Annotated in this window: 10 protein-coding genes and 2 pseudogenes; all 12 read right to left on the minus strand. The window is 57.8% G+C overall.

What is annotated here, in order from left to right; translation table 11 throughout:
• Nucleotides 1-339: 339 nt before the first annotated feature.
• The 12 genes and pseudogenes from HJB84_RS31850 to HJB84_RS31905 all read right to left on the minus strand — a co-directional run bounded on the left by HJB84_RS31850 (nt 340) and on the right by HJB84_RS31905 (nt 12,357).
• On the minus strand, nt 340-1,713 hold the full coding sequence (locus HJB84_RS31850) for an ISNCY family transposase (RefSeq protein WP_018445319.1): 1,374 nt from the start codon (nt 1,711-1,713) through the stop codon (nt 340-342).
• A 181-nt stretch (nt 1,714-1,894) separates the two neighbouring features.
• Nucleotides 1,895-2,986, minus strand: coding sequence for an ABC transporter ATP-binding protein (locus HJB84_RS31855; RefSeq protein WP_221117843.1), 1,092 nt, complete (start codon nt 2,984-2,986; stop codon nt 1,895-1,897).
• A 115-nt stretch (nt 2,987-3,101) separates the two neighbouring features.
• Nucleotides 3,102-4,556: an ABC transporter substrate-binding protein gene (locus tag HJB84_RS31860; RefSeq protein WP_221117844.1), complete on the minus strand. Its 1,455-nt coding sequence runs from the start codon at nt 4,554-4,556 to the stop codon at nt 3,102-3,104.
• Between the two features lie 44 nt (nt 4,557-4,600).
• Nucleotides 4,601-5,629 carry a carbohydrate ABC transporter permease gene (locus tag HJB84_RS31865; protein WP_221117845.1) on the minus strand — a complete coding sequence of 343 codons (1,029 nt, stop codon included), beginning with the start codon at nt 5,627-5,629 and terminating at the stop codon, nt 4,601-4,603.
• A complete protein-coding gene (locus HJB84_RS31870) occupies nt 5,626-6,501 on the minus strand; it encodes a carbohydrate ABC transporter permease (protein ID WP_221117846.1) in 876 nt (291 codons plus the stop codon). Before HJB84_RS31870 ends, HJB84_RS31865 begins: the two co-directional genes overlap by 4 nt.
• Nucleotides 6,498-6,665 (minus strand): annotated as a pseudogene (locus HJB84_RS31875) (PfkB family carbohydrate kinase); the annotation flags it as partial. The gene HJB84_RS31870 and the pseudogene HJB84_RS31875, both read right to left, overlap by 4 nt.
• A 42-nt stretch (nt 6,666-6,707) precedes the next feature.
• Nucleotides 6,708-7,163: an RbsD/FucU family protein gene (locus HJB84_RS31880; RefSeq protein ID WP_011654715.1), complete on the minus strand. Its 456-nt coding sequence runs from the start codon at nt 7,161-7,163 to the stop codon at nt 6,708-6,710.
• Between the two features lie 233 nt (nt 7,164-7,396).
• Nucleotides 7,397-7,576 (minus strand): annotated as a pseudogene (locus HJB84_RS31885) (transaldolase family protein); the annotation flags it as partial.
• Between the two features lie 161 nt (nt 7,577-7,737).
• Nucleotides 7,738-8,796, minus strand: coding sequence for an ABC transporter permease (locus tag HJB84_RS31890; protein WP_018517315.1), 1,059 nt, complete (start codon nt 8,794-8,796; stop codon nt 7,738-7,740).
• A gap of 13 nt (nt 8,797-8,809) precedes the next feature.
• Complete coding sequence (locus tag HJB84_RS31895) at nt 8,810-9,799, minus strand: ABC transporter permease (RefSeq protein ID WP_011654713.1); 990 nt, start codon at nt 9,797-9,799, stop codon at nt 8,810-8,812.
• Nucleotides 9,792-11,276, minus strand: coding sequence for a sugar ABC transporter ATP-binding protein (locus HJB84_RS31900; RefSeq protein ID WP_011654712.1), 1,485 nt, complete (start codon nt 11,274-11,276; stop codon nt 9,792-9,794). The genes HJB84_RS31895 and HJB84_RS31900 overlap by 8 nt, the downstream gene beginning before the upstream one ends.
• Before the next feature lie 82 nt (nt 11,277-11,358).
• Nucleotides 11,359-12,357: a substrate-binding domain-containing protein gene (locus HJB84_RS31905; protein ID WP_011654711.1), complete on the minus strand. Its 999-nt coding sequence runs from the start codon at nt 12,355-12,357 to the stop codon at nt 11,359-11,361.
• Nucleotides 12,358-12,367 lie beyond the last annotated feature (10 nt).

Raw genomic sequence — 12,367 nt, forward strand, 5'->3', positions numbered from 1 at the left:
TCATGGTCTCGACCAGGCTGAAGATCGTCATCCTTGCTCCCAACATTGGCTTTGACCAGTGCGTCGAGAGGCGAGACTGTCGCATCTCTAACTGGCCCAACTGTCGCATTACTAAATAGCCCCTACAATAACTGTGGCGGCAAGGTTGAATTGTCCGCCGGTTTGCAAAGTAGAAATGTCACTTTGGGCGCGTCTTCAGCCATTTAGAAATGCAACACTCGACATGTCCTTGCGCTGCGGCAAGCCCCCGACCGGACCGGCTGGGCCGGGTTGCAAGGGAAGGGAGGGGGCGGGTGAGACGCACCAACCGGCTTTAGCTTTGACAGTTGGAGCAGCCGGTCATTCCGCCGCCTGCTGCCGGGACAGCGCTCGAAGCCGCTTGGCGATGACGACTGGATCATTCATGAAATCCGTCTGCTTGCCCGGCTTGCGGCCCCGCGGTGTGTAACCGTTCTTCTCGCTGTTGGTCTTCACCTTCGGCGGCAATCGCTGATCCTGCTGTTCCTTGATGTAGGTCAGCACGTCGGAAAGCCGCTTGTTGTCGGTGATCGCTGCATGCGTCACCCGCTGGTCCTTGTCGAACACCCGATAGGACAGCGAATGGCCCTTCCAGCGCACGTCGAGCCGGCCATCGGCATAGGCATAGGTCTCGACATAGCGGCCGACCAGCCCACGCGTGATATCGGTCTCTTCCAGCATGATCCGCTGGCGCTCGAACGAGAATGTCAGCTGCGCCCCGACATACCGCTGCTCACGCTTGCACAGAATGTCCTTGAGCCGGTCCAACGCCAGGTTCACCGGCCGGTGCAGATTGTCAGATCGGGCAGGGGCAACCGCAAACCGCGCGTTGTAGCCTTCCATGAACGTCGGCAGAAACGCATTGCCCGCCTGCATGTCGCAGATCCCTGCCAATCGCATATCCTTGATCAATCGGTCCTGCAATGTCTGGTTCATGCGCTCGACGCGGCCCTTGGCCTGGCTTGAATTTGCGCAAAGAATCTCGATGTTTAGCTCGCAAAGCGCCCGGCCGAACTGGGTCATGCCCTGGCCGCCCTTGGCGTCCTTCTTCGCCACCCGGAACACCGAATGCTTGTCGGAATAAAACGCCACCGGCGCCCCGTGATCCTGCAGATAGAGTTCCAGCGCCGCAAAATAACTGAAGGCGCTTTCCGAGCGCACAAAGCGCAACTGCATCAGCTTGCCCGTCGCATCGTCGATGAACACCAAAAGCGTACATGGTGGCCCACGATCTTCGAACCAGCGATGCTCGGAGCCGTCGATCTGCACCAGCTCACCATAAGCCTCACGCCGCAATCGTGGCTGATGGAAGCTGCGACGCTGCTGGCGCGATTGCCAGATACCGGCCGCCGTCATCCATTGCCGAAGCGTCTCGCGCGACACCGTCAGCCCATCGAGCTCTGCAAGCTTCTCGGCCGCCAGCGTCGGCCCGAAATCCCAATAGCGCTCGCGAATGAGCGTCAAAGCATAATCGCGAAGCCCATCGTTGATCCGGTTGTTCGACAGCCGGCCGATCGCCTTGTGCCGGATCGACGCCGCGCCACCCGTTCTGATCCGCTCCAACAGCCGGCGCACCTGGCGCTCGCTCAGCGCCAGAACATGCGCCGCCGACACCAACGTCATTCGACCGTCGATGACTTTCGACAAAACCTCGATCCGCTGCAGGTCACGCTCGCTCATCGCAATCAGTCCCATCGGCAATCTCCCACGTCATCAAACGCGGGGAGTGTGACATTCCAACTTTGCAGAAACAGGACACTTCAACTTTGCGGCTACAATAACGTATCGCATAACCTAATTTATGGAACTGCAGCTTTGAGAGAAAAAGATGGCAATGTCGCGGCCAGACCCAGTTGAACGGTGACACCCCGCAGGTTCAGCGTCTCAGAGCCTCACCAGTACTTTTCAAGAAGAAATGCATCTTTTCCGGATCGATCGGAACATCGATCGTGTCCTCCGGTCTGACCCTGGATGAAGCGTGAATCTGAGCGGTAAACGCACTCGCACCAGCTTTACCGATGGCAAGCGTGTGCGGGCCGAGAGGCTCGATATCCGCGACGTGCACGCGAATCGTCGGAAAGGTGCTGTCCGCGGTCATCGTGTGCTCTGGCCGAATACCGAGAACGACAGCCTGGCCAATACCTCCCGAGAGATGCTCCTCCATGCGTGCGGGAACGGCAATCGCCACGTCGCCTTCCGCCCGGAAGACAACGCCGCCGTCGCCGGCCTCCAACCGTCCTTGAACAAAATTCATGCTGGGCGCGCCGATGAAAGCGGCGACGAAGAGGTTCTTCGGCGATTCATAAAGCGTGATCGGGTCGGCGGCCTGTTCGATCCGACCCTGGTTCATCACCACGACCCGGTCGGCCATGGTCATCGCCTCCACCTGGTCGTGCGTCACATAGACGATCGTGGTCTGCAGACGGCGGTGCAGCAGCTTGATCTCGGTGCGCATTTCGATGCGCAGCTTGGCGTCCAGATTGGATAGCGGTTCATCGAACAGAAAAACATCGGGCTGGCGTACAATGGCGCGCCCGATGGCGACGCGCTGACGTTGACCGCCCGAAAGCGCACTCGGTTTGCGATTGAGATAGGCGCCGAGATTGAGAATGCGCGCAGCATTTGCAACAGCAGTGTCGATGTCCTCTTTCGGCATTCCACGCACCTTCATGCCGTAGCCAATGTTTTCGGCGACTGTCATATGCGGATAGAGTGCATAATTTTGAAACACCATCGAACAGTTGCGCAGCCCCGGACGCAACGCAGTAACGTCCCGCTCGCCGATGCGGATTTCTCCAGACGTCGCCTGTTCCAGCCCAGCAATCATTCGCAGCGTGGTTGTCTTCCCACAACCCGAAGGCCCGACGAGAACCACGAATTCCTTATCCGAAATTACCAGATCGAGCGGAGGAATGACCGCAACGCTACCAAAGGACTTGGTGACCTGATCCAAACGCACCTGCGACATGCTGCAACCTTTTCATGAGAATTCCATCGCCTACCCGAAGCGGCGATGGTCCCTTCCTCTGCCAACGATGCTGATCCCACCCCGCAGAGCCGGGATGGGATTTATTGAAGACGGCCTACTTCGCAGCCAGGCCCATTGACGAGCGATAGGCTGCCCGTTGTTTGTCACGGCCGAACTCGTCCGTAAGTTTGTTCCATCCGTCAGCCACGGTATCCAGCGCCTGCTGGGGCGTCACCTCTCCAGCCAATGCCTTGGAAAGCTCGATCTCGAGAATTTCCGTGTAGGAGAAGTAGCCCGGCAGGCGCATATCGAGCGCCGTGTTTTTCGCTGTGACGGCGTCCTTCTGCGCGCCGAGATATTCCTTAGCCTCGCGCTCGGAAAAGATCTTCGACCACAACTTGGTATTTGTCGTATGCGAAAGGCGATAAGGGTTGACGCCTGTGCCGCCGGTAATCGCCGCCTGACCGGAAACCGCCGGGCTCGTCAGGAAGTGGATATAGTTCCAGGCCGCCTCCTGGTTCTTGGAGGACGACGGAACAGCCGCCTGCCAGCCACCGAAGGCCATGAAGGAGGTCTGGACGACCTCGGCCTGCTTGTCCCACTTCTTGGTCTTGTAGTTCCAGATTTCGTCCGAGCCCGGCAGCGATGCCGAACCGACATTGCCAGCAACCTTCGACTGTTTCGGGTCGGCGGCGATGACGCCGGTGTCGCCCCAGCCGATCGATTCCGCGACCTGTCCGCCCGCAAAGGCGGCATTGACTTCGCCGAAGGAGAAGTTGAGCGCGTTCGGCGGTGCGAGCTTGGAGGCGCGGATATATTCCTCAAGGCCGCGAACCCAGCCCGGATTGTTGACCTGCGCATCCATCGTATCCGGATCGAAGAACATGCCGCCCGGATTGTCGGGATGGCTTGTGTAACCGGCAACATGGCTGAACAGGAACCAGAATTGCTGGCCACCACGGCGGAAGGCTTCCGCCGTGCCCCAGAGGCCCTTATCCGGCTGCTGAAAGAATTCAGCGATGTCGAGATACTGCTTCCATGTCTTCGGCGGGGCTAGATCGTAGCCATACTTTGCCTTGAAGGCGCTCTGGTTTTCGGCGTTTTCAAACAGATCGATGCGGTAGGTATAGGTATGGGCGTCACCGTCCATGGTCTGCGACAGGACCTTGCCGTTCCAGACCATCAGTTGCTCGCGGTAAACCGGGGCAATGTCCTCCCAGTCGGCACCCGATTGCATCGCTTTCGGCATTTCCGAGAGATAGTCGGTAAAGTCCGGTGCCCAGGCCGGTGCGAAGGCGACCACGTCGAACGTGTCTTCTCCCGAGGTCAACGAGGTTACGATTTTCGGATAGAGTTCCGACCACGGAAATTCGACGACATTCACCTTGCCGCAGGTCTTTTCTTCCCAGCCCTTGGCCGCGAGTTGCAGCGCAGAGGCGATATAGGGGCCTGTCTGCGTCGTGGCGGTGAGCGTGACACCGGTGTAGTCCGGTTCGCACGCGAGCGCGGATGTGATGCCCGCCGCGGCAAGTAGTACTGCGGCCGTTGAACTCAATAGCAATCTTCTCATGTTTTCCTCCCGGGAATTGAACAATGACTAGGGTTGTTGAACGGTCACTTTATCGCTCCTAAAAGCAGGCCAGACCGCATCAGCCTGCTCAAAATGCCCGCCATGACGACCATGGGTATGATCGCGACCAGGGCGGCTGCCGATATCGCCCACCATTCATCGCCGCGTTGGCTGTTCTGGCCTGCGACGAGAATGGGAAGGGTCTGCCATTTGGCATTGGTCAGGAAGAGTGCGAACAGGAATTCGTTCCAGACGAAGGCGAGCGTGATCATGAATGTCGCGATCAGGCCCGGCTTGGACATGGGCAGGACAATACCGAAGAAAATCCTCCACGACGGCACATTGTCGACCATCGCCGCCTCCTCCACCTCGACTGGCAGCGCCGCGAAGAAATCGCGCATCAGCCAGATCACGATCGGCAGCGAGAAAGCGACATAGGCGAAGGTAAGACCCGTATAGGTATCCACCAGCTTGATGCCCATCTTGCCCATTTCCGTATACATCAGGAACAATGCGAAGGCGGCGACGATCGGCGGAAACATGCGCTGGCTCACGAACCAGAAGACGATATCATCATTGCCGAGGAGCGGCCCTGGAAGCTTCATTCGGCTGGAGCCGATGGCGAGCGCAAGCGCTGCAACAAAGGCAAAGATCAGCGAAATAGCCTGTCCCAAGCCCAGCACATGGCGGCCAAGCAGATATCCGCCAAAGGCAACGACGACGAAAATTACGCCGGACAGCAGCCTGACCTCGAAGGTGAAGCGCACCAGAGCATAGGCTGCCATTGATCCGATAAAGGTGGCCAGTACCGATGCCGAAAGCCCGACGATCGTCGAAGCGATAAAGGTGTTATAGAACTGGCCGCGCGCGCCCGACAGAAGCTCGCTCCAGGCTGTCAGCGTCGGGTCGAAATCGACAAATGGAACATAGGTCGGCCCGCCGACGACGCCGAGCGGCGATTTGAACGAGGTGATCGCCACCCAGTAAAGCGGGAAGAACGTGAAGGCCAGCCAGAGCAGGCAGCCTGCGAGCGCCCACCAGCGGCCGGCTCCTTTGAGGTCACGCACGCTCATTTGTGCTTCTCCAGATAGGGCTTCAGGATGGCGAGATAGACGAGCCCGATCACGGTAATGACGATCAGGAACAGGAAGGACAGGGCGGAGGTGTAGCCGAGGTTGAACTTCTTGAAGCCCTCCTGATAGGCGAACAAGGTGAGCGTTTCGGTCGAAATGCCAGGTCCTCCGCCGGTCATCACGAACACCGTATCGATGATCTTGTAGCTCTCGATGAGGCGGATGAAGACCACAGCCACCGAAATCGGCAGCATCATCGGGAAAGTGATCCCCCAGAACTGCTGCCAGGGACTGGCATTTTCAAGCGCGGCAGCCTCGTAGACGTCGTCCGGCAGGGTTTGCAGCCCGGCAAGAAGCATCAGGATGACGAAGGGTGTCCACTGCCACACTTCGACGGTAATGATGGCGCCGATAGCCCATCTGGTCTGCGTCAGAAACGGCAGGTTGGGAAAACCGAAGACGGTCATCAGCTCATTGAGCGGGCCCATCGTGGGGTTGAGGATCTGGCGGGCAATGAGTGCAACGGCAACGGGCGCCACCAGCATTGGCACCAGGAAGCTGACCCGGAACAAACCTTCGCCGGGCACCCGACGGTTGAGCGCCAGCGCCACGGAAAAACCGATGACATACTGCAGCGTCACCGCGACAAAAGCGATGACCGTCGTCGTCCAGGTGACACTCCAGAAGCGCGGATTCTGAAGCAGTTCCGTATAGTTGCCGAAGCCGACGAAACGCGCGGGGATCGGCGGCACGAGGCGCAGGCTCATGAAGCTGGTGGTCAGCGAATAGATCAGCGGGAAGATCGAGATCACCAGCACGATCAGCAGCGCCGGCCAGATGAAGAAGTGTTTGATCGGATCGTTGCGGGTCATGCTGCGCCTCCTTTCTGGAGAAGTGCCTCGATTTCCTCGATCTTCGGCATTGCAGGCGCGGTACCCCGCCGCGTCACCGCAATACCGGCGGTCGCGCAGCCGAAGCGCACGGCCTCGACCGGAGTAACGCCCCGCGACAGCGCTGCCGAGAAGCCGACGACGAAAATCCCGAGGATCGAAACACCCACCTTCATTATCGTTTCCCCTCAAACGGTTTCCGGCGGAATGACGCCTTTGGTGAAGAGGAAGCAGCCGTAGAAGCGGTTTTCGCCCGTGGTGATGACGCAGTAGGCCTTTTTTGCCTCCTCATAGAAGGCGAAACGCTCGATGCCATACATTAGCGCCGGTTTGCCCTCGGCGCCGTCGACAACGGCCTGGACTTCCTGTTGCACGGGAGGGATCTCGTCCGGCGCGCCCATGATTTCCATTCGCCCGGCGGACGGCTGTAGCGGCGTATCCAGCGGCATTACCGAAAGAATAGCTTTGATGGCGCGGGCGGCCGACACATTGTCTATCCGCAACAGCTTGCCGAGCACCGTTTGCCGGGCAATGGAATCCGAAGGAAAATTGGTGTCGGAAACGACGACCGTGTCGCCATGCCCCATGGATCGGAGCGCGTGCAGCACATCCGCATTCAGAGCCGGATCGATATTTTTCAGCATGAAAATCCTCCCTTAGTTGCACCATTTCGCAGCACCTCGTGCCGCAAAACCGAGCCCATAACCGCAAGTCCGTTACAACTCTGCGATTCCCTCAAATTCCGTCGTTCTCGCCTGCCGGTGCGGTTCTCCTCCCGCCCGCATGACCAGAGTTGGAGCCCTTAATCTCCGTAGGGGATCCAGATATTCTTCACATCCACAGCGCGGCGAAGGTATAGCGCGCCCTCGGCGGAGGCCTTGCTCCCCCACTCGAATGCTTCCTCAAAATCTTCATCGTAGATAGGAGTTTTTAGCGCCTGGAGCACAATGGTGGGATTGGTGGTACAATCCATTGGCTTGAGGCGCTTGACGGCTTCAACGTCGGCGGTGTCGGCGACTACCGTCGTCATTTGACGCAATTGCGCAAGCTTGTCCATGAACTGAACTTCTCCTCATATCTATTCGGCAAGTGACAATCGCTCGGCAATTCCACACATCGATGGTGCTCCACGCCGGCTCAGCTTCGTGGTTTGGTGCAGACATTTTTGAGCGCCACTGTCGTTAAGGCATCCTCCGTCCACTTTCCAAGACGAACAGATCAGGGGTTTTCGGACACGGCGCTCTTTGCTCTCCAGAATTCGAAGAGGTGCAACCGATCGAATATGCCTGTGCCTGAGCGGAGCGCGGAAACGCCGATCAGAAGTGCCCCCCAGATGGCAATTGTCAGGAACTGGCTAAAGTTCATCAAATTGAACGCGGAGGAGATCAGCTGCAAGAGCAGCAACGCAGCAAACAACCCTGATACTTTTCCGGTGCCGCCATATGGATTGATGCCCCCCAGAACCGCCGCCAGGATGCTGATGAGAAGGAAGCTCTCGCCATAGGACGCGTTGGCAGAATTGAATCGGGCCATCATTACAAGCCCGCCGCATCCTGCAAGCGCGCCCGATAAGGCATACGTCAAAAGCAAAACTCGTTTGACATGTATGCCCGAGAACTGGGCAGCTTTCTCGTTGGCGCCGACAAGGTAGACCTTCTGACCGAAGGATGATCGCCGAAGAACCACCGACACGAACACGCAAAGGGCAACAAACAGCAGGAACGCAAGCGGTACCCCCAGATAGGTTCCATTTCCAATCGCAACGATTGGATCTGGAAAGCCTGACAAGACGTTTCCACGCGTCAGTCCAATGGCAAGACCTTTGCAGGCGATCATGGTCCCCAGTGTGGCCAGAATGGGGGATACTCCGAGATAGGCGATGATGAAGCCGTTCAACAGGCCTATCAGAATTGCGACGGCGAGGCCCGCGGCAACCGCGCCTACTTGCCAGGTGAGCCAAAGCACACTTCCAGCATCGCCCCACGGAATTGTGAACTGCAACACCGACGCTATCGTCAAAGCGCAGAGATTGGCCGTCGAAATGATCGACAAATTCAGCCCGCCGGAAAGGAGCGCAAGCATCATCGCAAGACCAAGAATGCCAAGTTCCGGGGTCTGAAAGGCTATCGACTGAAATGTTCCCACACTCAGCAGCCGATCGCCGAGAATGAGGCCAAACACCGCTAGAACGGCCATGAAAATGGTAGCAAGCGTCATCGTTGTGGCGTTCTCTCGAACGAAACGGGATATGAGAGATCGATTGGCGGACGGCTTCATGGTAATTTCCTCCCTAGGACGCGAGTCCAGCATGCCGACGCCGCTGAGACAGCGCAGTCGCCGAGACCGCAAGCAGAATAACGCAGCCGACAAAGAACTGATTCCAGTATGAGGACACTCCAAGCAATATCAGTCCGTTCTGCAAAATTGCGATGAGCATCACGCCCAGTACGGCGCCAAACACGGAGCCGTTGCCACCGGCCAGACTCGCGCCGCCAAGAACGACAGCCGCAAGCACTTCGAGTTCCTTGCCGATGAGCGTCGTCGGCGTAACCGATTGGGCCAGCTGGGCTTGCGATATTGATGCGATCGCAGCCATGAACCCCATATAACCGTAGACAAGGCACCTCAGGCCGAAGACATGAAAACCAAGGCGTTCGGCGGCTATCTCATTCCCCCCCATGGCATATATTTGACGACCGATGTTTGTCTTATTGAGCAAGACCCAGGTCATAAAGAATGCGACCACTAGCAACAGCGCCTGGAAATTGATCGCATAAGGAAATCCATTACTGTCGGTGAATTCGAACCACCAGATCCCTTCGCGGAAATAGCTGGGAAGCGAGGTGATATAGTCGCCGCGGGTGATATATATTAGCAATCCATAAAAAATATTGAGAGTGGATATAGTCACAATAACCGAAGAGATGCGAACCTTATGAATAATAGCCGCATTGAATAGCCCACATAGTATACCAGTGCAGCAGGCGACAAGGAACACTCCGAACCACCCAATTGGATAGGTCTTGGCAATCATGAGAGCCACATATTGAGCGACGCTGGCTATGGCAGTAAAGGAGATGTCGATCCCACCGAACACCAAGACCACAAGCAGACCGGCTGCAAGAATGCCTGCAAACGAAGTGGAGGTGAGAAGGTCAAAAAGGTTTTGCAGCGTCAGAAAACTGTCCGTCGCTGCCGTGAGGAACAGGGACAATACGATGACGACCGCAAGCAGCCAAAATTCGTGACTTCGTGTCCAGCGTTGAATTGTCTTAGGCATAGATTTCCTCCTGCAGATTTCTCTCGGTCGACGAAAGCGGATCCACTTCGCTGACGAGCCTGCCTTGCCGCATGACCAGGACACGATGGGTGTGGTAGAAGACCTCCTGGGCTTCGTCGGAGATGAGCAGTACCCCGACGCCTTCTGCCGCCAATCGGTGCACTATCTCATAGATTCCGTCCTTGGCCTTGATGTCCACGCCGACGGTTGGGCTATCGAGTATCAGCACGCGGGGTTTTGTGGCCATCCACTTGCCCAACACTACCCGTTGCTGGTTGCCTCCTGACAGAGTTCCGACGGGATTTTCGAGGTCGGACACTTTCGTGTTCAGGCGAACGATCCAATCATCGGCTGCGGCTACACGTTTGGCGGGGTTGATGAGGCCGAATTTGCCGGCCAAGCTGTCGAGGACCGTCGCGAGGATGTTTGCAGAAATGGGCTGCCCCAGCGCCAGGCCGAGCATCAACCTGTCTTCCGGGACGTAAGCCACGCCGCTGGCTATTGCGACACGATTGGAGCTGGCTATCAGCGGCTTTCCGGAGACTTCAATCGTGCCGCGGGACGGTGGATTCATACCGAAGATGCTGAGTGCGAGTTCTGTCCGTCCGGAGCCCAAAAGCCCGGTAAGGCCGACGATCTCTCCTTTGCGAATGTCGAAGCTGATATCCTCGTAGTGGCCTGGTCGAGACAGGTTTCGAACCGCCAGCACAACCTCCGCAGCCTCGCCTCCGGGCCGCGGAGGCGCATAGTGGAACTCATGACCGGTCATCAAGGTCTCGAGCCGCCGTGAAGTGATCTCGCTGGCATCGAAGGTCCCCACCTTACCGCCGTCACGCAGAACCGTTACGCGCTCGGCTATCTCCATTACTTCATCGAGACGGTGGGATACGAACACCGTGCAAATGTCTCTGCTCTTAAGGTCGTTGACGACACGCAGCAGAGAATCCACCTCATGCCGGGTCAACGAGGCGGTGGGCTCGTCCATGATGACCAGCTTTGCGTCGGCGGCCATGGCGCGGCAAATCGCAACCAGTTGCCGGTTTGCGATAGAGAGGTCCGACACCATCGTCTCCAGGTCGAGATTGACGTTGATGCGGGCCATGGCTTTCGCCGCAATGTCATTTATGCGGTTCCAATTCGCGAGCCGAGGCAAGCCCATGTGGCTGCCGATGGCGATGTTCTCCGCCACGGACATATTGGGGAAGAGGGAGAGATCCTGATAGATAACCTGGATGCCACTCTTGGTGGAAAGAATGGGGTCCAAACGCGCATGTTCGCGACCCTCCAGAACGATGCTACCACCTGGATCGGGCGCCTGCACGCCAGCAATAATCTTGATCAGGGTGGATTTGCCCGAACCATTTTCGCCAACAAGACAGTGAACTTCGCCGGCCTCCAGCGACAGATCGACATCTCGAAGCGCACGAACTCCGCCGAAATGCTTGGAGACATGGGTCAATTCAAGGAATGTGGTCATAGTGGGCTTTACCCTTAGTCGCTGGCATCTGTCCTGCCGCAGGCGAGCGCGGACCCGCCTGCGGTATTTCCTGCAAGGACGGCTACAGACCTTGGGCGATCAGGCCATCCACGGTTTCTTTGTTGATGTGGGTGATCTTGTCGACCTTGATGAGCTTTCCGGGAACATCCACCGTAGCCTTGCCGAGGCCGGGAACATCCATCCCGTCCTCGATTTTCGTTCCGTCGAGGACCAATCTGGCGACGGCAACCATCGCAGAGCCAGCTTCTCTCGGGTTCCACATGAAACCTTCCCGAATGACGCCGTCCATGATCAGGTCCTTGGCCTGCGACGGCAGCACCGTGCCTATGACGGCAACCCGCTTGCTCAGGTGCTTTTCCTTCACGGCGTTGCCGGCGGCGATCGGACCGTTCGAGCCGAACGCGAGAATACCCTTGAGCTTCGGATAGGCCTTCAGCACGTCGATGGTCGTGCGGTAGGCGCTGTCGATTTCGTCGGCGCCAGGGAAGCGATCGGCCACGAGGTTCATCTTGGGATAATGTGCCTTTTGATAGGCGATGGCCGCGTCGGCCCACTTGTTGTGCAGCGGGGTAGTCAGGGTGCCGACATAGACGACATAGTCCCCTTCCTCGCCCATTTCCTTGGCGAGGCTCTGCATTTGAACTTCGCCGAACTTGGTCGAGTCAATAAGTTCGACGTCCCAGTCGCGGCCCTCCTGTTCCGGCCCCTCGTGGACAATAACCTTGATGCCTGCTGCCTGAGCCCGCTTGAGCACAGGCTCGCAGGCCTTGACGTCCAGGGGCACAAGGCCGATCACGTCCACCTTTTTGGCGATCAGATCTTCCAGCAGCTTGACCTGCTGAGCCGGGTCGATGTTTGCCGGACCGGTCATGGAAACGTCGATGTTGAATTGCTTCCCTGCCTCCTGCAGGCCGCGCTCAAGGGCACCGAAGTACGGGATGCCGGCAATCTTGACAACAGTCACCATGACTGGGTCGGCCGCCATCGCGAGGTTTGGCGTGGCAATCAGCCATGCCACGCCTGCGGCCAAAGAAAACTTCAAAATGTCACGACGTTTCATGCTCTTCTCC

It is taken from the genome of Rhizobium sp. NZLR1b, assembly GCF_019685155.1.
Classification (GTDB): Bacteria; Pseudomonadota; Alphaproteobacteria; order Rhizobiales; family Rhizobiaceae; genus Rhizobium.

Excerpts from the sequence above, each read along its gene's own strand:
- HJB84_RS31900 (WP_011654712.1), bottom strand. The coding sequence starts at position 11,276 with ATGACCACATTCCTTGAATTGACCCATGTCTCCAAGCATTTCGGCGGA.
- HJB84_RS31895 (WP_011654713.1), bottom strand. The coding sequence starts at position 9,799 with ATGCCTAAGACAATTCAACGCTGGACACGAAGTCACGAATTTTGGCTG.
- HJB84_RS31860 (WP_221117844.1), bottom strand. The coding sequence starts at position 4,556 with ATGAGAAGATTGCTATTGAGTTCAACGGCCGCAGTACTACTTGCCGCG.
- HJB84_RS31880 (WP_011654715.1), bottom strand. The coding sequence starts at position 7,163 with ATGCTGAAAAATATCGATCCGGCTCTGAATGCGGATGTGCTGCACGCG.
- HJB84_RS31890 (WP_018517315.1), bottom strand. The coding sequence starts at position 8,796 with ATGAAGCCGTCCGCCAATCGATCTCTCATATCCCGTTTCGTTCGAGAG.
- HJB84_RS31850 (WP_018445319.1), bottom strand. The coding sequence starts at position 1,713 with ATGGGACTGATTGCGATGAGCGAGCGTGACCTGCAGCGGATCGAGGTT.
- HJB84_RS31870 (WP_221117846.1), bottom strand. The coding sequence starts at position 6,501 with ATGACCCGCAACGATCCGATCAAACACTTCTTCATCTGGCCGGCGCTG.
- HJB84_RS31905 (WP_011654711.1), bottom strand. The coding sequence starts at position 12,357 with ATGAAACGTCGTGACATTTTGAAGTTTTCTTTGGCCGCAGGCGTGGCA.
- HJB84_RS31865 (WP_221117845.1), bottom strand. The coding sequence starts at position 5,629 with ATGAGCGTGCGTGACCTCAAAGGAGCCGGCCGCTGGTGGGCGCTCGCA.
- HJB84_RS31855 (WP_221117843.1), bottom strand. The coding sequence starts at position 2,986 with ATGTCGCAGGTGCGTTTGGATCAGGTCACCAAGTCCTTTGGTAGCGTT.